17 protein-coding genes are annotated in these 21,867 nt (G+C 42.1%); 9 read left to right on the top strand and 8 right to left on the bottom strand.

Annotated features, from left to right (window positions below; translation table 11 throughout):
• Positions 1 to 80 precede the first annotated feature (80 nt).
• A complete protein-coding gene (locus tag BV214_RS05905; protein WP_086476575.1) occupies positions 81 to 2,729 on the top strand; it encodes a DUF7133 domain-containing protein in 2,649 nt (882 codons plus the stop codon).
• A gap of 458 nt (positions 2,730 to 3,187) precedes the next feature.
• On the opposite strand, the gene BV214_RS16880 is transcribed toward BV214_RS05905, so the two are convergent.
• Positions 3,188 to 3,499 (bottom strand): hypothetical protein, encoded by a 312-nt coding sequence (locus BV214_RS16880; RefSeq protein ID WP_086476577.1) that lies wholly within the window; start codon positions 3,497 to 3,499, stop codon positions 3,188 to 3,190.
• 166 nt (positions 3,500 to 3,665) lie between these two features.
• Positions 3,666 to 6,044, bottom strand: coding sequence for a heavy metal translocating P-type ATPase (locus tag BV214_RS05920; RefSeq protein ID WP_086476578.1), 2,379 nt, complete (start codon positions 6,042 to 6,044; stop codon positions 3,666 to 3,668).
• A gap of 124 nt (positions 6,045 to 6,168) precedes the next feature.
• Here BV214_RS05920 and BV214_RS05925 point away from each other — a divergent pair, with 124 nt between their 5' ends.
• A complete protein-coding gene (locus BV214_RS05925; protein WP_245806753.1) occupies positions 6,169 to 6,855 on the top strand; it encodes a Crp/Fnr family transcriptional regulator in 687 nt (228 codons plus the stop codon).
• A gap of 236 nt (positions 6,856 to 7,091) precedes the next feature.
• Positions 7,092 to 8,009 (top strand): universal stress protein, encoded by a 918-nt coding sequence (locus BV214_RS05930; protein ID WP_086476580.1) that lies wholly within the window; start codon positions 7,092 to 7,094, stop codon positions 8,007 to 8,009.
• Here BV214_RS05930 and BV214_RS05935 read toward each other — a convergent pair.
• A complete protein-coding gene (locus BV214_RS05935) occupies positions 7,996 to 8,214 on the bottom strand; it encodes a hypothetical protein (protein ID WP_086476581.1) in 219 nt (72 codons plus the stop codon). The two genes, BV214_RS05930 and BV214_RS05935, sit on opposite strands and share 14 nt — an antisense overlap.
• 296 nt (positions 8,215 to 8,510) lie before the next feature.
• Between BV214_RS05935 and BV214_RS05940 the strand changes: the two genes are divergently transcribed.
• Both BV214_RS05940 and BV214_RS05945 read left to right on the top strand, forming a co-directional pair.
• Complete coding sequence (locus BV214_RS05940; RefSeq protein WP_086476582.1) at positions 8,511 to 9,200, top strand: NUDIX hydrolase; 690 nt, start codon at positions 8,511 to 8,513, stop codon at positions 9,198 to 9,200.
• A gap of 322 nt (positions 9,201 to 9,522) precedes the next feature.
• On the top strand, positions 9,523 to 10,680 hold the full coding sequence (locus BV214_RS05945; protein ID WP_086476583.1) for a homogentisate 1,2-dioxygenase: 1,158 nt from the start codon (positions 9,523 to 9,525) through the stop codon (positions 10,678 to 10,680).
• Positions 10,681 to 10,696: 16 nt separating this feature from the next.
• Here the strand turns inward: BV214_RS05945 and hutG are convergent, their stop codons facing one another.
• The 4 genes from hutG to hutH form a co-directional block, all read right to left on the bottom strand.
• The gene (gene hutG / locus BV214_RS05950; protein WP_086476584.1) at positions 10,697 to 11,662 is read right to left on the bottom strand and encodes a formimidoylglutamase; all 966 of its coding nucleotides are present in this window, start codon (positions 11,660 to 11,662) and stop codon (positions 10,697 to 10,699) included.
• 271 nt (positions 11,663 to 11,933) lie between these two features.
• The gene (locus tag BV214_RS05955) at positions 11,934 to 13,940 is read right to left on the bottom strand and encodes a urocanate hydratase (RefSeq protein WP_086476585.1); all 2,007 of its coding nucleotides are present in this window, start codon (positions 13,938 to 13,940) and stop codon (positions 11,934 to 11,936) included.
• A 21-nt stretch (positions 13,941 to 13,961) separates the two neighbouring features.
• Positions 13,962 to 15,209, bottom strand: a complete 1,248-nt coding sequence (hutI, locus tag BV214_RS05960; protein ID WP_086476586.1) for an imidazolonepropionase — start codon at positions 15,207 to 15,209, stop codon at positions 13,962 to 13,964.
• A gap of 32 nt (positions 15,210 to 15,241) precedes the next feature.
• A complete protein-coding gene (hutH, locus tag BV214_RS05965; RefSeq protein WP_086476587.1) occupies positions 15,242 to 16,822 on the bottom strand; it encodes a histidine ammonia-lyase in 1,581 nt (526 codons plus the stop codon).
• A gap of 78 nt (positions 16,823 to 16,900) precedes the next feature.
• Between hutH and BV214_RS05970 the strand changes: the two genes are divergently transcribed.
• Both BV214_RS05970 and BV214_RS05975 read left to right on the top strand, forming a co-directional pair.
• Positions 16,901 to 17,803, top strand: a complete 903-nt coding sequence (locus tag BV214_RS05970; RefSeq protein WP_086476588.1) for a LysR family transcriptional regulator — start codon at positions 16,901 to 16,903, stop codon at positions 17,801 to 17,803.
• A 56-nt stretch (positions 17,804 to 17,859) separates the two neighbouring features.
• Positions 17,860 to 18,411 carry a nitroreductase family protein gene (locus BV214_RS05975; RefSeq protein WP_086476589.1) on the top strand — a complete coding sequence of 184 codons (552 nt, stop codon included), beginning with the start codon at positions 17,860 to 17,862 and terminating at the stop codon, positions 18,409 to 18,411.
• 10 nt (positions 18,412 to 18,421) lie between these two features.
• Here BV214_RS05975 and BV214_RS05980 read toward each other — a convergent pair whose 3' ends face one another.
• Positions 18,422 to 18,934: a DUF456 domain-containing protein gene (locus tag BV214_RS05980; RefSeq protein WP_086476590.1), complete on the bottom strand. Its 513-nt coding sequence runs from the start codon at positions 18,932 to 18,934 to the stop codon at positions 18,422 to 18,424.
• A 301-nt stretch (positions 18,935 to 19,235) separates the two neighbouring features.
• On the opposite strand from BV214_RS05980, the gene BV214_RS05985 reads away from it, so the two are divergent.
• The gene (locus BV214_RS05985; RefSeq protein WP_086476591.1) at positions 19,236 to 19,598 is read left to right on the top strand and encodes a BlaI/MecI/CopY family transcriptional regulator; all 363 of its coding nucleotides are present in this window, start codon (positions 19,236 to 19,238) and stop codon (positions 19,596 to 19,598) included.
• Positions 19,595 to 21,859 (top strand): M56 family metallopeptidase, encoded by a 2,265-nt coding sequence (locus BV214_RS16945; RefSeq protein WP_245806754.1) that lies wholly within the window; start codon positions 19,595 to 19,597, stop codon positions 21,857 to 21,859. Before BV214_RS05985 ends, BV214_RS16945 begins: the two co-directional genes overlap by 4 nt.
• Positions 21,860 to 21,867 lie beyond the last annotated feature (8 nt).

A 21,867-nucleotide genomic window follows, 5' to 3' on the forward strand; every position in this document is an offset into this window, starting at 1 on the left:
CTTTCAGATTAAAAACCAGCGATTTTTGTCGGGAATGTATATTAATTAAATGTTGATTTAATAGGTTAATAGCGTAAACTATGTTTAAGAAAATTGGATTTGTTTTATTATTGGGGCTGTTTGTGGTCAGCTGTGGGGAAGACAAGACTCCTTGTGACCCAAGTAGCGAGGTTATAGATTATTCCGAGGCCGATTCTTTGGCACAGGTCTATAATTGGCCCAAAGATTTAAAAATTACAAGATTTGCCGGACCCGATCTAACCCCTAGCCCAGCGTGTATGGCTGTGGCAGCTACAGGAGAAGTTTTTGTAGGGGTAGATATGATGGGTTCCCTAGGGAAGGATATGGGGAAAGGGTTTATCAAAAAATTGGTAGACTGTAATCATGATGGGGTGCTGGATTCCTATACTAAATTTGCGGAGGTAGATAACCCAAGGGGAATTTTACCTGTTGGAAATCAACTTTTTGTTTTACATACTACCTTTACCGAGGAAACGGGAAAGGCAGATAATATGGACCTAATCGTTTTTGAGGATTTAGATAATGATGGTGTGGCCGATGGTCCAGCCAAAGTATTGATCAAAAACCTGAGTAACTCCAAATACCTTCAGGAAAGAGGTACAGACCATGCTACCAACGGGATCCAAATGGGAATAGACGGGTGGATCTATATCGCAGTGGGCGATTTCGGATTCCATAACGCTACCGGTACTGATGGTACACAGTTGACCATGTTGGGCGGTGGAGTACTTCGTGTGCGCCCCGATGGTACCGAAATGGAAGAATATACTCATGGATTGCGTAACATCTATGATGTAGCTATTGATCCCTTCATGAATATCTTTACTAGAGGAAATACCAATGATGGTGGAGGATGGAATATTCGTTTTTCTCATCAGATGCAAACTGGGGAATATGGTTATCCCATGCTTTTTAAACATTTTACAGAAGAAATTATCCCGGCCTTGGTAGATGCAGGTGGTGGATCTGGTACAGGAGCGTTGTTTATGAATGACGACCGCTGGCCAGCGCATTACAACAATGTGCCCATGATGGCAGATTGGGGTAGAAGTTTCCTATACATGCATAGGGTTACAGAAGACAAGGCTAGTTTTACTCAAGAAGAAGAGGAGTTTATTAAACTACCACAGATAACGGATCTAGATGTAGATGCCTCTGGGGTAATGTACTTATCTGCTTGGGACGGAGCAGGATATTCTGGTAGTCCGGACAGAGGGTATATTGTAAGAGTAGTTCCAGAGAACTTGGAGCACGAGCCTTTTTCACCGGTAGAAGATATCTATTGGACTAAGAGTTTGGTGAACTTACTAAAAGCAGGGAATGCCAAAACAAGATTAAGTGCGCAGTACGAATTGATTAGGAGAGGAAAAGGAGCGAACTCCGTTTTAAAACTGGCGAAGGATAAGAACCTTTCACTGGAATCAAGAGTTGCAAGTATCTTCACCTATGCACAAATGACGGGTGAGGAAGGAATAGATAACCTAGTATCCCTTACGGAAGACCCAGCGGTGCAGGAGTTCGCTTTAAGAGCCCTGGCAGACCGATTGGGAATTGTAGCGAACGTTCCATCGGAGCCATTTGTGGAGGCATTAAAATCTGACTCGGACAGGGTAAAGGCCGCCGCTATTGTAGGCTTGGGCAGATTGGGTAGAGCAGAATTGGCAGAGCACCTATTGGAGGTGCCGGTTCCTAACTCCTTCCAAGCTCCATTATTGGGAAGTGAAGGTCCGCATGCCACACCTAATTCGGATATACTTTTGCCTCACTTGGCCGTAAAAGCCTTGGTAGCATTAAATGCCGAAGACGCAGTTGTAAACGCTTTACGTACTAAAAATCAGGATTTGGCACTATGGGCTATGCGTTACATGCATTCACCTAAGGTGGTAGAAGGATTGATTAAGGCCTATGATGAAACTGAAAACGCCGAATTTAAGGAGAAAGTAAGCAATACTTTGGCCCGACTCTATCATCAGGAAGCTCCGTACGACACCTCTTGGTGGTGGAGTACTAGACCAGATACCCATGGTCCTTATTATAAAACGGTAGAATGGGAGATGACCCCCATTATTGGTGAGTTCCTTACCCAAGAATGGAAGAAAACCCCAGAGGAGCGTAAAGATTTATATGCCGAACTTAACAGTAAATACCGATTAGGGATAGAGGAGTTTGGTATCTTGGAGAAAAGAGAGCCTAAAGAGGATATGCCTTTGGTAGACCTAGACAAAATCAAGAACAAGAAAGGTCAGGTAGGTGAAGCTTCCATCGAAGACGTAATGATCGCCATTAAGCAGATTAAAGGAGATCCGGTAAAAGGAAAGGAAATCTATGGGAATCAAGGTTGCTTTGCATGCCATAGTATTAGCACTAGTGAGGTAATGAAAGGACCCTTTATGGGGCAGATCGGTTCCATTATGAACAGGGAGCAGATTGCAGAATCTATTCTAAAACCTAACGCCTCCATTTCTCAAGGGTTCTCTACGGTAAAGATTGAGACCAATGATGGAAGTATTCATGTAGGGTTTGTAACCGCAGAATCGGCTACTGACCTTACCATACGGAATATTGCCGGGATTGCAACGGAGCTTAAAATAGCTGATATTGCAGAAAGAGAAGAATTGCCAACCTCTATGATGCCTGCAGGATTGGTGAATTCGCTCAGCTATGAGGAGTTTGCCTCCTTACTTGCATTCTTGGAAGAGCAGAAATAAGAGGGGTAGTCCCACTTTTTGAAAGTCGGGCCACTTAAATCTTAATATGATAAAGGGAAGCAGTCTCCAGGGATTGCTTCCTTTTTTTTTTTTTTGGAATGCTTATCGGAAAATCCAAGTGGCATATCAGTTGGGCGCTCCCCTATCGGGTCGCTCTTTCCACTGTACCTGCCTGCTGGCCGGCAGGTCTTTTTTGTATAATTCCCCGCAGGATTACTTTATGTATATGCGGACATTATACACAATGCCGACAAGGTTTTCAAAACTTTGCAGAATCAGGAGCGAAAAGAACAAAAAGCCAAAAAAGGATGCCGCTGCACTAGCTAAGGCGAAGATTAGAATTGATTACAAAGTATTGAGACCCTCCGCGGTCGGGCCCGAGAACAAGAACCTTATCTAATTTCAGGGCTTAATACGGGGACAGAGCGGAGCCTGCCTACCGACAGGTATGGCCGAAGTCACGAAATTAAACAGGTATAAATTTGTATGTTGTTATCCAAAATCGGGGATAATGCCATCATGAAAACAGCATCATTATTTCCTAAACAAGGCATTGGGTGGACCTTAGAGGATAGTCTCTGGGTATGGGGCCCTACAGCCCATAATTGAATACCTCGAGGAGAGTTAGTGGGGAGATTTGGATCAACTGAACCTTCTATTTCTTTCTTTATTGTTGAATGGACTTTGGCAGTCACTTCCACATAAGGTGCATTTTCAGCACCGATTGAGAGGTCGCACAAGTAGCTTTTAATATCATGGTAAATTTTCATTTATAGGGAATAGTCGCTCTCCATAGGCATAAAACAAATCTAAAATGGGATAATTCAGATGTGCTAGATTAGCGTAAAGTATACGTCCCCTAGTAGAGGTTGGCCAAAAATAAATGCAAAACTATTCTACAGTCCATACCCTGCTCAAAAGGGGGATGAAAATTGCCTACCGATCCAATTTTCTTCCCAATAAGTTAGTGGCAATAGTGGTAAATGCCACAATACTGATGGAGCTCAAAGGCATCAAGATAGCTGCAATAACAGGTTTTAACTGACCGGTAACCGCAAAATAAAGTCCTACTACATTATATAATAAGGAGAGCAGGAAGCTCAGTTTAATTATTTTAATAGCTTTCCTAGAGGCTAGGACGTATTGGTAGAGATGCTTAAAATGTTGGGCGTCCAGTATGCCGTCGCATGCAGGGGAAAATACGTTGATATTCTCAGAAATGGCAATTCCCACATCGCTTTGTGCCAAGGCTCCAGCATCATTTAGGCCATCGCCCACCATTAATACCTTTTTGTTTTGATGCTGTAATTGATTGATGAACGCTAGTTTATTGTCCGGTTTTTGATTAAAGTGCATGGTAGTCCCCCTTGGTAAAAGTTTGCCAAGAATGGCTCTTTCCCCATCGTTATCGCCAGATAGAATAGCCAATTCCATATCTGAAGACATCTCCTGGAACAGTTCACTTAGCCCCTCCCTATAGTGGTTTTCAAAAATATAACGGCCTTTATACTCATCGTTAGAACTGATGTGTACTGTGGTTTGGTCCGTGGAAACTGGTTGGGAGTGACCTACAAAGGATGCAGAACCCACTTTAATCTTGTTCTGCTGGGAAACCCCTACAATTCCATGGCCTAGCTGCTCCTCATATTCCGCTAAGGTAATTATGTCGTGATCTGCCAATAGTTTATATAGCTTTCTGCTTAAAGGGTGGTTAGAGGAACGCAAGGTGTTTTTTAACAGGGATTCCTCTTCCAAGCTTAAGTCCATTCCTTCGTAGTGTACTTCACTGTTGGCTGCGGTAGTGATGGTGCCTGTTTTATCGAATATGCCGGTATCTATCTGTGCTAGCTTCTCTATGGTTTTACTGTCTTTTAGGTAAAATTTATGTCGGCCAAATAAGCGCAGCATATTCCCTAAGGTAAAAGGCGCTGCCAAGGCAATGGCACAGGGGCAGGCAATAATAAGGACGGCAGTAAATACGTTTACCACCTTCCCTGGGTCTAAAAATAACCAGATGCCCGATGCTACAAATGCAATGGTCAGTACCGCAATGGTAAATCGCTTACCTATTCCATCTGTCATCGTTTTAAAACTACTGGAGGGGTCGTCCTTAAAAACAGCATTGCTCCAGAGTTGGGTGAGGTAGCTTTGCGATACAGATTTAACAGCTTCTACCTCAATGGCACTTGCCAATTGTTTTCCTCCGGCAAATACCTTGTCTCCAGATTTTTTCGGAACGGGCTGGGACTCGCCGGTAACAAAACTGTAATCAATTTTAGCCGCTTCACTCATCAGTATAGCATCAACAGGTATAATCTCCCCGTTGCGAATAAGGAGTCGGTCTCCCTTTTCCAGATCATAGATCTGTACGCTTTCTTCTTTGTTTTCCTTGTTGATTCTTGTAATTGCAATGGGGAAATAGGATTTATAGTCGCGCTCAAACGATAAATAAGAATAGGTTTTTTGCTGAAAGAACTTACCCAAGAGCAAGAAAAACACCAATCCCGTAAGGCTATCGAAAAATCCGGCACCCCAATCAAAAATAATCTCGGCGGTACTCCTAACAAACAATACTACAATACCTAAGGCTATGGGGACATCTAGATTTAGAAAGCGGGATCGTAACCCTTTGTAGGCCGCAATAAAGAAATCTTGAGCCGAGTAAAAAACTACGGGCAGGGAAAAAGCGAACATCAGCCATCTAAACACTATTTTAAACTGTTCTAACCAAAACTCCTCCACATCAAAATACTCTGGGAAGGATAGGAACATCACATTGCCAAAGGCAAAACCAGCAATACCCAATTTATAGATTAAGCTTCTGTCTTTGGTCTTTTTATTATTGTCAAAGTCTTTTAGGGATATATAGGGCTCATAGCCGATCCGTGCTAAAAGGATGGCAATTTCTTTGAGGGAGGTCTTTTCGGAATTGTAGTTGATCCGAACGGTTTTCTCGGGGAAATCTACCTGTGAACTAGTGATTCCTGGCGATAATTTATTTAAATTCTCTAAAATCCAAATACAGGAACTACAATGGATATGTGGTATCTGCAGGCTTACAATCTGAAGGCCGTTGTCACTGAACTCGATAAGTTTCTCCTGGATTTTCTCGGTTTCCAGAAAATCGAACTTGCCTTCAATCTCTGGAGGTGTACTACCCGCAGCAGCTTGCAGGTCGTAATAATAGGTAAGCTCGTTGCTGGAAAATATCTCATAGACCGTTTTACAGCCCGAGCAGCAGAAGCTTTTATCCTCAAAATTTACGGTTGTCTTCTCACAAAGATCGCCACAATGGAAACAAGTGGATTTGTCCATATCTAGTTAACTTTAAACACATCTGCAAAGTTGGTTGCCAAGTCTGGGTATAAACATGACAATTGTCAGTTTACCGAATTTTTATAGTGTTTAATTTTGCCCTGTCCAGTAAAACCAAGTGTATATGAGCAGATGTGAAAATTGTATAATTCGTCAATTTAATTCCTTACGAGCAATGACTAAGGAAGAGTTAAAAAAGGTCTCGGATACCAAAACCACCAAGATACTTAGGAAAGGGGAGATTATCTTTGATGAGGGAGAAAAGCTGAATGGCGTTTATTGTGTTCGTGGCGGGGTTTCCAAACTCTCCAAATTAAGTCCCAACGGAAAGGACCAAATTGTAAAGTTGGCTACTAAAGGGTCGGTATTGGGACAGCGCTCCGTGATTGCAGAGGAATCATCTAACCTTAAAGCTACGGCCGTAAATGATATGGAAGTCTGTTTTATTCCCAAAGATGCTATTGTAGATACCCTAAACCGAAATCCCAATTTTGCAGTGGAGGTACTGCGTCATATGGCGCACGATTTAAAGGAGGCCGATGATGTTATTGTAAATATGTCCCAGAAAACAGTTAAACAAAGGGTTGCCGAAGCCTTTATCTACCTAGAGGATAATTTTGGGGTGGATGATCAAGGGTATTTGCTTCTTACCCTTACTAGGGAAGATATTGCCAATGTAGTAGGAACGGCCACCGAATCTGCTATCAGGATCATATCCGAATTTAAGAAGTTGGGGCTCATTAAAGCTTCCGGTAAAAAAATTGCGATTGCCAACGCCAAAGGACTTGCCGATATGGCCGTGGGCATGTAAACAGTTCTCCTATTGCTAAGGATACAGTTATTCATTGGAAATATGGCCATAACCTTTTGTGTGATCATTTATTCTTGAAACGCAAAATTGGCAAGGCAGGTTAAAGGTATACAGCCCTGATTGTATCTCCATACTCCCTAGGAATATGACATAAATCATAGATTCAGCCAAGTGCTACCCTTAATTTTACCACCGAGTAAATGGCCCGATCAATGAACATTTAAAAATATAAAAGCTTGAAAAAGATATTGTTGCCAACAGATTTTTCGGAGAATTCCTGGAATGCTGCCAAGTATGCCATCTCGCTATATAAGGACGAAGCATGTATATTTTATGTGCTTAACACCTATACCCCAACCATTGCGCATAGCAGATTTATGGCTGCCTCGGTTACGGGGAAGGCCTGTGAGGATATGGAAAAATGTAACTCGGAGAAGGGACTAGCACACTTTTTGGAGCGAATGAAAAAAGAGAGCTCCAATCCCAAGCATAGGTTGGTGCCCATTTCCTCTTTTGGTTTATTGGTAAACGAGGTAAAGAATATTATCGCAGCCAAAGAAATAGATTTGGTAGTTACGGGCACTAAAGGAGCTTCAGGTTTAGAGGAGGTTTTTATGGGAAGCAATACCGTGCGAATGATTAAAGCCATAAAAAACTGTCCTGTTCTGGCAATCCCTCAGCATTTTAGTTTTAAAACTCCTTCCGAAATTGCCTTCGCTACGGATTTTAACAGATTCTATACCAGTTCGGAGCTACAGCCCCTAATAGAAATGGCACACTCCTTTAAAGCGGCCATTAGAATTGTTCACGTTCAATACCAAATAAAATCCTTGTCGGAAGTGCAGCAATTTAACCTCAATATGTTACGGAAATATTTTAGGGGAGTGGAGTATTACGTGCATACGGTTTCGGAATTGAATTCTGTATCCAAGACCTTGGAGGTTTTTACCAGTGAATTGGGCATCCATTTATTGGCCATGCTAAATTACCCCCATAGCCATATGGATGAGGTGACCCGTGAGCCGGTAGTAAAAAGAATGGTTTTTCATACCCAAATTCCGCTTTTGGTTATCCCAGAATTGGGCATGGGAGCCCCATCGCATAGATCAGCGGAAAATCAACAATCTCTTCCTAAATCCCCTATGAATCCATAGGGTGATCTTCATAAAAGTCGTCAAACGTTTTTTGGGTGCTATAGGGGTCTGTTAATACCCTGTAGACCATATATACTACCATAATCTGCCCCACTACCGTACCGTAAAAGACCCAGTTAAAGGGGAGGTTTAGGCCAGACATGATGGCCAAGCTGACCAACACCAAAGTGGTTGCCCAAACCCAAAATAGTGCCGTGGTTTTCATTTTTATTATTAATTTACGGAAAACATAACTACCTCCCTGTTAAGAGAGTAATAAAATAAAATTGTAAATTGCTGTAAGTTAATATTGTAATTAATTGATTTATTTGGCTTACTTGTAGCTTATAGATAGGTTGTTTTTGTAAGAGAAGGAGCCAATTAGTTAGCAATTACAGCATTTGACTGGCTTATCGCCAAAGAGATCCTTCCTTAAGGTAACACCTAGGGGGTATTGGTCTACCATGCCTACGAACGGTGTTTTAGGGTTGCCTATAATTATTAATAAATACCAACTTACCTATGAAAAATAGCTATTCTGTAGCCCCCAGCATTTTGGTTGCAACGGATTGTATTGTCTTTGGTTTTGACAAAGGGGTGCTAAAGCTTCTGGTTTTTAAAAGAAGAGTAGAGCCATTTAAGGATCAATGGTCGTTAATTGGGAGTTTTGTGAAGGAAGATGAGAGTGTAACTGAAGCAGGAAGGCGGGTATTGTACCAGTTTACCGGTTTGGAAGATGTTTTTCAGGAAAAACTTAGGGTGTACAGTGATGTAAATCGCGATCCGGGAGCCAGATGCATTTCTATAGCTCAGTATGCCTTAATCCGGATAAATGATTATGATAAGGGGCAGGTAGAAAAACACGGAGCCAAATGGTTTGCGATGGATCAATTACCGGATATGGTGCTAGATCACCAGGAAATGATTGCCGACGCCCTGGAAGGGCTAAGGCGTAAAGCGGCCCAAAAGCCCATTGGTTTTGAGTTGCTGCCTAAAAAGTTTACCCTCCCTAGACTTCAGGCTTTATACGAATCCATATACCAAAGAAAAATGGATGATCGGAATTTTAGGAAAAAAGTAATGTCCTTAGATCTGTTAATTAAGTTGGATGAGAAAGACAAGTCTACCTCCAGGAAAGGTGCCTTTCTTTACAAGTTTGATTATGATAAGTATAAGAAGTTGGAGAAATCGGGCTTTAATTTTGTGTTATAGTCCAAGAAGGGCATAGGAGCTTTGTGATAAAGAAATAACGGTAACAAAGAGTGTTTATAATAAAACCTTTGCTATATTTGCCTTGTTGTGTTGTGTCCCAGTGAAAATTGGGACGTAGGTTGAAATTGTTGAACGATGCCGGGTGTAGTTCCGGTACAACAATAACCGATGAAAGGCTTTCCATTTTGGAGGGCTTTTTTTATTTATAAACTGTTTTTACTCCTCTTGATTTAAACGGATTATATTTTTCGAAAGCTGTAAATTATTGTATTTTTAATACGGAATGCCTTAAATAGGTATTTATAAATATAAACCTACAGCGATGCCTTTATACCATAAGCTTGGGAAGATACCCCAGAAAAGACACACCATATTTAAGAAACCCGATGGTAGCCTACACTACGAGCAACTTTTTGGGACCATTGGTTTTGATGGGATGTCGTCCCTAATGTATCATTTACACCGTCCTACCATGGTAAAGGAAGTGGGAAAAACCTTGGATATTTCACCGGTTGCCGCGGTAGACCACAATATTAAATCGCGATTGTTAAAAGGTTTTGAACTGAGGTCCGTGGCCGATTTTCTAGATAGTAGAAAGGTGGTATTGTTCAATTCGGATGTGCATATAGCATTGGCTGCACCCAAAAAATCCATGACGGATTATTTTTATAAAAATGCGGATGCGGATGAATTGTTGTTTGTTCACAAGGGGAAGGGTACCTTAAAAACGATGCTGGGGGAGATTAATTTTGAATATGGGGATTACTTGTTAATTCCACGAGGGATGATTTATCAACTACATTTCGAGTCTGAGGATAATAGGCTATTCATCACAGAATCTTACCATCCAATTTATACTCCCAAACGATACCGGAACTGGTTTGGCCAGCATTTGGAGCATTCGCCTTTTTGTGAGCGCGACTTTAAGTTGCCTGATAATTTGCAGACGCACGATGAACAAGGGGATTTCCTGATAAAGGTGAAAAAGCAAGGCCAATTGCATCATTTGGTATATGCATCACACCCCTTTGATGTAGTAGGCTGGGATGGGTACAACTATCCCTACGGTTTTTCCATCCATAATTTTGAACCCATTACAGGGCGGGTACATCAACCGCCACCGGTACATCAAACATTTGAGACTTCGGCTTTTGTGGTCTGTTCATTTGTGCCTAGGTTGTACGATTATCACCCGCAATCCATTCCAGCACCCTACAATCATTCTAACATAGATTCTGATGAGGTTTTGTATTATGTGGATGGTGACTTTATGAGTAGAAAAAGTATAGATAAAGGATATATTTCCTTGCATCCAGCGGGTATTCCCCATGGGCCGCATCCAGGAACCTATGAGGCTAGTATAGGAAAATCCAAGACCGAAGAGTTGGCGGTTATGGTAGATACGTTTAAACCTTTGCAGCTTACTCAGGCTGCGTTGGATTTGGATGATGGGGTCTATTACCAATCTTGGTTGGAATAGGGAAGTAGCTGGCTGTTTATTGGTGTATTACAAAATGTATTAGGGAGGCAGCTAGCTTTGCCGTTTGATGGTCTATATCGTAGGTGGGGTTCATTTCTGCAATGTCCATACTTATTAATTTGTCAGAATCCTTAATGATTTCCAAACATTCCAACACTATTTCCGGGGAAAATCCCATGGGAGAGGCGGCACTGACCCCAGGGGCATAGGCAGAGGAAAAGCCGTCTAAATCTATGGTTAGGTATAGGTAATCTACCTCCTTTATAAAACGTTCTAACTTTATTTTAAGGTTGGCGAGATGGTGGAGGTTGAATTTTTTATTTTGTAGGACGGTAACGTTGAGGTTTTTGGCGGTGTTGAATAGGGTTTCGTTATTGGCATCCTCTCGGATACCTAGGCACATATACTTAAATTTTTTATTCTCCGTTTTTTGATCCTGTGCAATCTGATAAAAAGGTGTTCCAGAATTGTTCCCATGGCTATTGGAGCGTAAATCGAAATGCGCATCAAAATTGATGATACCAATGGTTCTGCTTTTGTCATGGGTAGCAAGGTGTCTCTTTATTCCCTGGAAATGTCCATAGGCAATATCGTGTCCGCCGCCAATTAGAATAGGAAAGGTGTTTAATTCTAGTAATCGTGAAACACCTGATGCCAGTGATTTCTGTGCTTCTTCCATATTGGAATTGATACATGGGATGGTTCCCGCATCCAAAAGGGAGGTATCCCCACCTAAATGGTTTGGCATTTTTGCCAGTTGTTTTCTAATGGCTTCTGGACCGTCTACGGCCCCTGGTCTCCCTAGATTTCTTTTTACCCCCTCATCACAAGCATATCCTAATAGCGCAAAGGCCATATCGGTATAGGGAGCAAGATTGGTTTCTTCCAAATTAATAGGGCGTATCTTTTCATGAAGATATTCCTGGTTTGCCGAGCTCCTTCCGGTCCAGTGATCGGGGTTTGAGGGGAGGTAGTTTTTCATTGAAATGTTAGGTGTTGCTGTTGGGGTAATTTAGGATTGATGAGATAATAACAGGAGTTCAATATAATCAATATTTTCTTGTAGCTATAATCACAATGTCCATATTTAAGGGGGTATGAATTACCTTCTTTAATCAAACAAGAGGTTATGATTATTTATCTATGTCTAAGGGTTTGGCTAAAGCCAAAACGCCCAATTTCCTTCTATCCACTAGCTGAAGCTAGTGGCAATTCATATTTTACCCTCGGAACCATTCTTCAAAATTTATAAATCAAAACAATCCTTCCAGCAAATCATCTGCTACCATATTAGGCAAGGTTACTTGTAGTTGCGGACTGCGTTGCATTTCCCTTTTTATGGCAAAAAGCGCCTCTTTGTTTCTTGCCCAACTCCTTCTAGATATGCCATTGTTAACATCATAAAACAACATGTTCTGCAGCCTTTTGGAAGCAACTTCCGAGCCATCCAGCACCATTCCAAATCCGCCATTGATAACCTCGCCCCAACCTACTCCGCCACCATTGTGGATAGAGACCCAGGTAGCGCCCCTAAAACTATCGCCAATAACATTATGGATGGCCATATCGGCGGTGAATTTGCTGCCGTCATAAATATTACTGGTCTCCCTAAATGGGGAATCGGTACCACTTACATCGTGATGATCTCTCCCTAGAACAACAGGGGCGGTGATTTCTTTGTTAGCAATGGCTTTGTTAAAGGCCTCGGCTATTTTGGCCCTTCCTTCGGCATCGGCATATAATATTCTTGCTTGGGAACCTACCACTAGCTTATTGCTTTCGGCTTCTTTGATCCACTTAATATTGTCTTGCATTTGCTGCCGTATCTCGGGCGGGGCAGTGGCTTCAATTTCCTGCATCACCCTAAGGGCTATCGCATCTGTTTTTTGCAGGTCTGTCTTCTTTCCCGAGGTACATACCCACCTAAACGGGCCAAATCCATAATCGAAACACATTGGTCCAAGAATATCTTGAACATAGGAGGGGTATTTAAAATCAATTTTATTATCGGCCATTATTGCTGCTCCGGCGCGAGAGGCCTCCAGTAAAAAGGCATTGCCATAATCAAAGAAATAGGTGCCTTTGGCGGTATGTTTGTTGATGGCGGCTACCTGTCTGCGTAAAGAGGCCTGTACCTTTTTCTTAAATGCTTCGGGTTCTGTGCTCATCATAGTATTTGCTTCCTCAAAAGTGAGTCCGGCCGGGTAGTACCCCCCAGACCAAGGGTTGTGTAGGGAAGTCTGGTCAGAACCTAGATGGACCATAATATTTTCATCGTAAAATTTCTCCCAAACTTCCACTATATTCCCTAGATAGGCTAAGGACACTACTTCTTTTTGGGCAATGGCTTGCTTTGCTCTTGTGGTTAATAGGTCTATATCCTTTATAAGTTCGTCTACCCATCCCTGTTGGTGTCTTTTTTCTGCTGCTGCTTTATTTACTTCGGCGCAAATGGTGATGCAGCCAGCAATATTGCCTGCTTTGGGTTGTGCCCCGCTCATACCGCCTAGTCCGGCAGTCAGGAATATTTTGCCTGCGGGCGTTTCTCCTTCCTTCAATACCTTTCTAAAAGCATTCATTACGGTAATGGCCGTTCCGTGAACAATTCCCTGCGGACCAATATACATATAGGAGCCTGCCGTCATCTGCCCGTATTGGGTAACGCCCAGGGCATTGTATTTCTCCCAGTCGTCCGGTTTGGAATAATTGGGAATCATCATCCCATTGGTGACCACTACCCTTGGAGCCTCCTTGGAGGAAGGGAATAATCCCAAGGGGTGTCCAGAATATATATGCAGGGTCTGTTCTTCGGTCATAGTACTTAAATACTGCATGCTTAGCAGGTATTGTGCCCAATTTTGAAAAACGGCCCCATTGCCTCCGTAGGTAATCAGTTCCTCGGGATGCTGTGCTACAGCAGGGTCTAAATTGTTTTGTATCATCAACATAATGCTGGCAGCCTGTGGAGTTTTAGCAGGATATTCACTTATAGGCCTAGCGTACATGGGGTAATTTGGTTTAAAGCGATGCATATAGATTCTGCCAAGGCGTTGCAGTTCTTCCGCAAATTCTATAGCGAGCTCCGGGTGCCAGGCTTCAGGAAAATAACGCAAGGCATTTCTGATGGCCAGTTTTTTCTCTTCCGAAGAAAGGATGTCCTTGCGTACAGGTGCCCGATTGGCATGGATAGGATATGGTCTTTTGGGAGGTAATTCCGCCGGAATCCCTTGTTGTATTAGAGTTTTAAAATTGTCTTCCATTGCGCGTGTTGGGTTTTTTAATTACTGAGCCAAAATCTGTTTTCCATTTTTCCAAACCATGCTAGGTTGTAGCATCCCTTGATGGTAGAGGACCTCCTTATAATCTTGGGTAGGAAAGGCTACCATATCTGCCAAAAATCCAGATTCAATTTTCCCTCGGTCTTTTAGGCCTAAGGCTGCCGCCGCTCTAAAGGTGATCCCAGAAAGCACCTCGGCATTGGTAAGTTTTTCAAAAGTCCCCAATACGGCGGCTTGTAAAAGCAAATTGCCCATGGGGGCAGAACCAGGATTCCAATCACTGGCAATGGCAACGCTGGCTCCGGCATCCAGAAATTTTCGGGCAGGGGTATAATTGCAGCCTAGTCCCATGGAAGCGCCAGGTAGGGCAGTAGCAATTACATTACTATTGGCCAATAGTTTAATCTCGGCATCCGTACTAGCTTCCAAATGATCGGCACTAACAGCTCCAAATTCTACAGCTACTGCACTTCCTCCTGTAGAAAATTGATCTGCATGGACCGTAATATCGAACCCCATCTCCTGCGCCTTTTTAAAATAGGGGGCAATAGTGGAGGGGGAATACGCTCCTTCCTCAATAAAGGCATCCATCCTATGGGCAAGATTTTCTTTTTTTAATATAGGAAAAAGGGTAGTGCTTATTTCCGTCAGGTATTCCTCTGGCGACCCCACGTAATCCTTGGGAACCATATGGGCTGCTAAACAGGTAGGGATTAGATCGGCTGCTAGTGCCTTGTTGGCAGTAGAAATGGCGATAAGCATCTTTAGTTCCTCTTCTACGGATAAACCGTAGCCGCTTTTCACCTCTATGGTGGTCACCCCTTGTTGTAAATGCCTATTGGCACGTTCTTTTATTCCTCTAACCAGTTGGGCGGAATTGGATTTCCTGGTCTGGGTAACGGTATCCCAGATTCCTCCCCCGGTTTGGGCAATTTCTAAATAAGTTTTCCCAGCATTCCTAAGCGCATAGTCGTTGGCTCTACTACCGCCAAAACAAATATGTGTGTGGGCATCTATAAATCCAGGGAAACAGACCATGTCCTCCTCTATTGGGAGGATCCTGGCGTTTAAATCTCTGGCTTCGATTTGTAGGTCCGAAAACGGTCCCACCGCGTAGATTTTCCCATCTTCGGTGAGTACCCCCGCATCTTGGATGAGTGGTAGTTGATGATCTTGTAAGGCACCCTTTAACGGTAATCCGGACATGGTTAATAGCTGCTTAAAGGGACCGATGAGTGAATAGTTGTTCATGTTGATGATTTAGTTTCTTATTCCAGCCATTTTTAATATTGTTCAAACTCCGCTTCAAATGGACTGTTTGGGGTAAGTTGTTGTTGTTTCATCACTTTTCTTACCGTGTGAATAAGGGTTTGATTTTGAATTAATTGAATTCCTTTCTCAATATCGTCTGAAAAGACCCGGTCCTTATCGGCGAAAGCGACCTTTTTACGGACTTCTTGGTGGACTTCATCCAGGATGATGCCCGATTTCATGGGCTTTCTAAATGTAAATGCCTGGGCTGCGGTAAGGAGTTCTATAGCTAATATTTTCTCTACATTTTCCAAAACCTGCAGGGCCTTTCTTCCACTGATAGATCCCATACTTACGTGGTCTTCCTGACCAAGGGAGGTGGGAATGCTATCTGCACTCGATGGAAAGCAAAGTCCCTTGTTCTCACTTGCCAAAGCGGCAGTAGTATACTGTAGAATCATATAGCCAGAATTGATCCCGGTATCCTTCATCAGTAATTTGGGGACTCCGGGGCTATTGCCTTCCAAAGCCAGGTATATTCTACGATCCGATATGTTACCCAGCTCCGAGGCGGCCAAACAAGCATAATCCAGTGCTAAGGCAAGGGGCTGACCGTGAAAGTTACCACCGCTGATAGTTAAGTCTTCATCAATGATAATGGGGTTATCCGTAACCGAATTGAGTTCAACTTCCAATAGCTCCTTTAAATGCAACCACGCATTCCTAGAGGCGCCGTGCACCTGTGGGATGCAGCGGAGGGAGTAGGGGTCCTGGACTTTCTCGCAATTGGCATGGGATTTCATAATTTCCGATCCCTTTAATAAAAACCGGATATTGGCAGCCACATGAATATTACCTTTAAAGGGGCGGATCGTGTGCAGCTCTTTATAAAATGGTTTAACACTCCCCTTTAAGCCTTCTATCATCATGGCGCCAATAATATCTGCCTGGGTAAGGCAAGATTGCATTTTTTGGACCACCATTACCGCATGGGCAGCAATAAATTGGGTGCCATTGATTAGGGCTAGTCCCTCTTTGGGACCCAACTCCAAGGGCTGGAGTCCCGCTTTCTTAAGTAGCGATTCCATTGGTAGTACTTCTCCCTGGTAGTGAACCTTTCCCAGTCCGATTAATGGGAGGAAGAGATGGGAAAGGGGAGCCAAATCTCCCGATGCGCCAACGGATCCTTGGGAAGGGACTATGGGGATTGCATTGTTGTCTATATGCCATATAATTCTGTCTAGGGTGGTTTCTGCAATACCAGAATATCCTGTTGCTAGTGAATGGACCTTTAGGACCATCATTAACTTGGCAATTTCCGAGGCTATGGGCGTACCCACCCCTACACTATGACTTTTTAAAATATTGCTTTGTAATATCTTGGTTTCCTCCTTAGATATCTTGGTGGTGCACAAGGGACCAAAACCGGTATTTATTCCATATACGGGCTCCCCCTTCTCCACAATATTGGCAACAACATTGCAGCTAGCCCGAATCTTTTCCCTGATGGTACTGGAGATAACACCCTTGGTTTTTCCTTTTGCAATGGATAGTGCTATTCCGGCAGTAAGATGATCCTCACCAAATTGGAATGATTTTGTTGAACTGGACATAGATGATTTTTTATGATTATAAATTTATTGATTAAGTTTGATAGTTGCCAATACCAATAAGTTGTGCAATTAATAACTATGAGTTATCAAATAGAAATTCGGCATTTTAAATATTTCCTAGCAGTTGCGGAGGAGTTGCATTATAGGAAAGCAGCAGAGAAATTGAATATATCCCAGCCAGGCCTAAGTAGACAGATAAAGCAGATGGAGGAGATTTTGGAGGTGGAGTTGTTTGTTAGAAGCAAAAAGAACGTGGCACTCACTGCTGCGGGTGAATATTTAAGAGGGGAGGTTGAGTTTATTTTAAATCACCTCGAGGTCGCTAAAAAACAATTAAAGTATGTAGATCAAGGAAAGTCTGGCGAGGTGCGGATTGGATTTTTGGGTTCGGCAATGCAGGAGGTTATTCCAAAATTGTTGCTTAAACTTAAGCATAGTTTTCCAGGGATACGTACTAGTTTGGAGGAGCTTTCCAACAATGCACAACTTAACGCTTTGCTCAAGGATAGGTTGGATATGGGTTTTGTACGCCTTTCCAGAGTCCCCGATGGATTTAATCTTAGACCTATCTATGAGGATACCTTTTCTGTGGTGCTTCCTGCAGCACACCCACTGTCGGTGCAAGATTTTAAGGGCATGGGGCAGTTATCCGAGGAGAATTTTATTCTTTTCTCCCAAGATTATAGCCCCTTGTACTACGATACCATTATGAGTATTTGTGAAGATGCGGGCTTCACCCCCAAAGTTTCGCATAAATCGGTACATGCCCAAACCATCTTTAAATTGGTGGAGAACAATTTAGGGGTGGCCATAGTTCCTACCTCCCTTCAATTTGGATTTAAGATGAAGGTTAAGTTTGTTGAGTTAGCAAGGATACCACAGAAAGCCGTATTATCGGTAGTTTGGAAAGAGGACAATAGGAATCCTGCTTTAAGGCATTGTGTTAATTTATTGTTGGAGGGGGAATGGAATGCCATTTGATCATGTAATTTTATTGTTTATTTTAATAGATAGGATACTTTTTAATAATTTGAAATATGATATTTGATGTAATTAAGGAAAGACGATCTGTTTTCCCAGCACAGTACACCGGTACTCCAATTGCCAAGGAAGACATTGAAAAAGTATTGGAAGCTGCCAATTGTGCGCCCACCCATAGAAAAACGGAACCATGGCGGTTTAAAGTATTGCAAGGAGAGGCCAAGGAAAAGTTGGGAATGTTCCTGTCTTTAAAATATATGGAAACAGACCCCAGTCCAAAGCAGTTTAAGGCGGGTAAATTGATTGAGAACCCTAAAAAAGCGGGCGCTATTATTGCTATTTGTATGCAGCGCGATCCCAATGAAAGTGTGCCAGAATGGGAGGAAATAGCGGCAACGGCTATGGCGGTACAAAATATGTGGCTGTGTTGTACCCAAATGGGAATCGGTTGCTACTGGAGTTCGCCAGGACTAATTAAATATATGGACGAGTTTTTTGAATTTAATGAAGGTGAAAAATGCCTCGGATTTTTCTATATGGGAAATTATGAGGGAGACCTCCCCGAAGTAGAAAGAGGCACTTGGGAAGAGAAAGTTACTTGGATGTAAATTTTTGTCCCTAGTAAAAAGTAAACAGGGCCGACTTATTTTCCCACGTCTTATAGATAAATAGGCCTAGAAATATTACGGTAACCATGAATTTTATAAAGGTGCCGGTAAGAAAGCCCAAAAAAGACCCGAAAGCAGCCTTCAAGGCTGTTTTTTGGTCTGCTTTATTAATCAATTCCCCTACCAATGCGCCCACAAAAGGCCAAATGATAATTCCGAAAAACCCAAGAATGGGAAAAATCAGTGCTATCAGCAATCCTAGGGTAGTGCCAATCATTCCCCACCTACTGCCTCCAAACTTTTTGGTACCCCATACCGGGATAATATAATCCAAGGTAAATACAATAATAGCAACAGCCAACGTAATACCTAAGAACACCCAATCATCCGGTACGGCCTTGGTGAGGTGGAGCAGAAACAATCCTACCCAACTTATTGGGGTTCCCGGTAAAACAGGAAGAAAGCTACCCAAGATCCCTACAAGCATTAGTATAAACCCAAGAAATAATAATAGGATGTCCATGTACCGCCTTTAAATACGTTAGAAATTGTTTTGTGTTGGACGAAGATAAGGGAGAATTGTTACAATAGCGTAAGGTATGACTGGATGAGTCACTTCAACAGAGTCCCTTTTTTCCAGACTCCCAATGCGTTCGGGAGAGAAGTCGCACACCTTGCTATTTTATGGGAGAGGAACTATATAAGAATTAGCATCCTATCTCTACCTAAAAAACACCTCAATACAAAATTTAACAACTAAAATATTAGTTTAAACTAATAATTTAGTTATATTTGATTTAAAGTTAAACTAAAAGCTTAGTTGTATGAGACAGTTGACCAAGGCAGAAGAAGAGGTAATGCACGTATTATGGCAATTGGAAAAATGTAATGTAGCGGCCATAATAGAGCAATTTCCAGAACCTAAACCAGCGTATAACACCGTGTCCACCATTGTCCGAATTCTAGAGAGCAAAGGCTTTGTAGATCACGAAAAGGAGGGAAGGGGACATTTATATTTTCCACTCGTGAAGAAATCGGACTACGGGAACCAATCCATTAATAAGTTGGTGGATGGTTATTTTCAAGGCTCTTTTAAAAGTATGGTTTCTTTCTTTATGAAGAAAAATGATATGAGTCTTTCGGAGTTAGAATCCATTATGAAGGAAATTAAAAAGGAAAAGGAATGATACAGTATATCCTAGAGTGCATGGCGTTTCAGCTGTTATTTTTAATAGTGTATGACCTGTTTTTGAAAAAGGAAACTTTTTTCCAATGGAACAGGGCATACCTTCTAAGCTCTTTTGTGCTTTCCATTGTACTTCCTTGGATAAAGATCGAAGCCCTAAAGACTACGGTGTCCCAAGAATCCTTTGTATATCCGGAATATCTGTGGGGCATGGACATGTCGGCTGGAGTGGTAGCGACCCCTGAACTTTCAGCCTCAATCCAACTTTCTACCACCGAAATGGTTCTTTATGGGGGAATGCTCTTAGCAGCAGTATTGTTTTGCTTTAAACTGTATCAAATAGTACAACTAAAAAGAAAGGGCGAGATCCGCTACTTTAAAAGTTTTACCAGAATAATGGTGCACAATAGTCAAATGGCCTTTTCATTTTTCAGGTCCATTTTCATAGGGGACAAAGTATTGGAAAAGGATCATGATAGTATCATTCAGCACGAGCTGGTGCATATAGAACAGCGCCATTCTTTGGATTTATTATTCTTTGAGCTCATGCGGATTATTGCTTGGTTTAATCCCCTAGTCTACGTCTATCAAAACCGAATTTCCGAATTGCACGAGTTCATCGCCGATGCAAAAGTGGCCAAAACACACAAAGCAGCTCAATACCAAATGTTGTTATCGCAGGTTTTTCAGACCCAAAATATTTCATTCATCAATCATTTTTATAAAAGTTCATTAATCAAAAAACGAATCGTCATGTTACAAAAAACAAAATCGAAACAAATCTGGAGGTTAAAGTATTTATTGATGTTGCCTTTGGTTATAGGAATGTTGGCGTATACCTCCATGGAGGGCAAGCCTTCCTCAACTTTTCATCCCGATATAGACCTTGAGAGTATTGGGGTGGACTATCAAGATCCAATGGACATGCCCTTTTCCGTGGTAGAAAAGGTCCCTGTTTTTCCAGGTTGTGAGGATGCGGATGATAAAAGGGCTTGTTTTAATGAGATGATGCAGAATCATATTATAGATAATTTTAGATATCCCGAAGAGGCGCAAGATAAAGCTATTCAAGGTCGTGTAATCACCATGTTTATTATTCAAGAGGATGGAAGCATAGGCGGTGTTAGAACGCGTGGTCCAGATAAAATTTTGGAGGAAGAGGCAGCACGTATAATTTCTCTATTACCTAGCATGACCCCAGGGGAGCATAACGGGGAGAAAGTACGGGTTCCTTTTTCCACTCCAATTAGCTTTATAATGGAGGGAAATAAGAAGGATGAAACTAAAGACATGGAAGTCGAAGACAGTGATGATATACCTGTTTTTCCTGGCTGTGAAGATGCAGAGGACAAAAGGGCATGTTTTGAGGAAATGATGAGAAAGCACATTTCCAACAACTTTGAGTTTAATAAAGAGCAGGCGAAGCAGTTTTTTGAAGAAAGAATGGTAGAATATATTAGCAAAAACGCAACAGCTTCAAAATACAACGAATTGGTAATGGAACGGGAGCAATTATTAAAGAATACTGATGAAAAGAATCCCATAATAATCAATTTAGACCAACAATTGAAGGCCCTTCGGAATAAAATAGATGCTAATGAAATAGATATTCCCTTTTCCGTTGTAGATGAGGTACCTGTTTTCCCTGGCTGTGAGAATGCGGAGGATAAAAGAGCGTGCTTTAATAAAATGATGCAGAATCATATCGCAGAAAATTTTAGATACCCCGAAGAGGCTCAAAAGAAAGGAATTGAAGGCCGTGTAAATACTATGCTTGTCATTCAAGAGGATGGGAGTATAGGGGGTGTAAGAACGCGGGGTCCAGATACCCTTTTGGAAGAGGAGGCGGCACGCATTATCTCCCTATTGCCGAGCATGACACCCGGGGAGCATAGGGGTAAAGCCGCTCGTGTGCCCTATTCCATTCCTATTACGTTTAAGCTTCATGGTCCTTCAAAGAATGAGGGATTACAATCGCCTGAGTTGAAGACATCTTCAAATATGATGTCTGTTGTAGCACTGGTAATAACTAAAAACGGTAAAAAATATCTTACGGGAACTCTGTCTGATGGGGCAAGGGGATTGCCAGGCGCAAATATTTCCATTCAAAATGGGAATAAAGCGGTCGTTTCCGACTTTGATGGTGTTTTTAGCATTGAGGTTGAAAAAGGGAATGTTATTGAATTTCAGTTTACCGGACTACCAACTGCACGGCTTACTATTACAGATGAAGCCGAATACAGAATAAAGAAAATAAAATAAATCGGGCT

It is taken from the genome of Arenibacter amylolyticus (genome assembly GCF_002150785.1).
Lineage (GTDB): Bacteria > Bacteroidota > Bacteroidia > Flavobacteriales > Flavobacteriaceae > Arenibacter > Arenibacter amylolyticus.

What these genes read in the sequence shown, in the direction of transcription:
- BV214_RS05905 (WP_086476575.1), top strand. Translation starts at nt 81, where the DNA reads ATGTTTAAGAAAATTGGATTTGTTTTATTATTGGGGCTGTTTGTGGTC.
- BV214_RS16880 (WP_086476577.1), bottom strand. Translation starts at nt 3,499, where the DNA reads ATGAAAATTTACCATGATATTAAAAGCTACTTGTGCGACCTCTCAATC.
- BV214_RS05920 (WP_086476578.1), bottom strand. Translation starts at nt 6,044, where the DNA reads ATGGACAAATCCACTTGTTTCCATTGTGGCGATCTTTGTGAGAAGACA.
- BV214_RS05925 (WP_245806753.1), top strand. Translation starts at nt 6,169, where the DNA reads ATGAGCAGATGTGAAAATTGTATAATTCGTCAATTTAATTCCTTACGA.
- BV214_RS05935 (WP_086476581.1), bottom strand. Translation starts at nt 8,214, where the DNA reads ATGAAAACCACGGCACTATTTTGGGTTTGGGCAACCACTTTGGTGTTG.
- BV214_RS05940 (WP_086476582.1), top strand. Translation starts at nt 8,511, where the DNA reads ATGAAAAATAGCTATTCTGTAGCCCCCAGCATTTTGGTTGCAACGGAT.
- BV214_RS05945 (WP_086476583.1), top strand. Translation starts at nt 9,523, where the DNA reads ATGCCTTTATACCATAAGCTTGGGAAGATACCCCAGAAAAGACACACC.
- hutG (WP_086476584.1), bottom strand. Translation starts at nt 11,662, where the DNA reads ATGAAAAACTACCTCCCCTCAAACCCCGATCACTGGACCGGAAGGAGC.
- BV214_RS05955 (WP_086476585.1), bottom strand. Translation starts at nt 13,940, where the DNA reads ATGGAAGACAATTTTAAAACTCTAATACAACAAGGGATTCCGGCGGAA.
- hutI (WP_086476586.1), bottom strand. Translation starts at nt 15,209, where the DNA reads ATGAACAACTATTCACTCATCGGTCCCTTTAAGCAGCTATTAACCATG.
- hutH (WP_086476587.1), bottom strand. Translation starts at nt 16,822, where the DNA reads ATGTCCAGTTCAACAAAATCATTCCAATTTGGTGAGGATCATCTTACT.
- BV214_RS05970 (WP_086476588.1), top strand. Translation starts at nt 16,901, where the DNA reads ATGAGTTATCAAATAGAAATTCGGCATTTTAAATATTTCCTAGCAGTT.
- BV214_RS05975 (WP_086476589.1), top strand. Translation starts at nt 17,860, where the DNA reads ATGATATTTGATGTAATTAAGGAAAGACGATCTGTTTTCCCAGCACAG.
- BV214_RS05980 (WP_086476590.1), bottom strand. Translation starts at nt 18,934, where the DNA reads ATGGACATCCTATTATTATTTCTTGGGTTTATACTAATGCTTGTAGGG.
- BV214_RS05985 (WP_086476591.1), top strand. Translation starts at nt 19,236, where the DNA reads ATGAGACAGTTGACCAAGGCAGAAGAAGAGGTAATGCACGTATTATGG.
- BV214_RS16945 (WP_245806754.1), top strand. Translation starts at nt 19,595, where the DNA reads ATGATACAGTATATCCTAGAGTGCATGGCGTTTCAGCTGTTATTTTTA.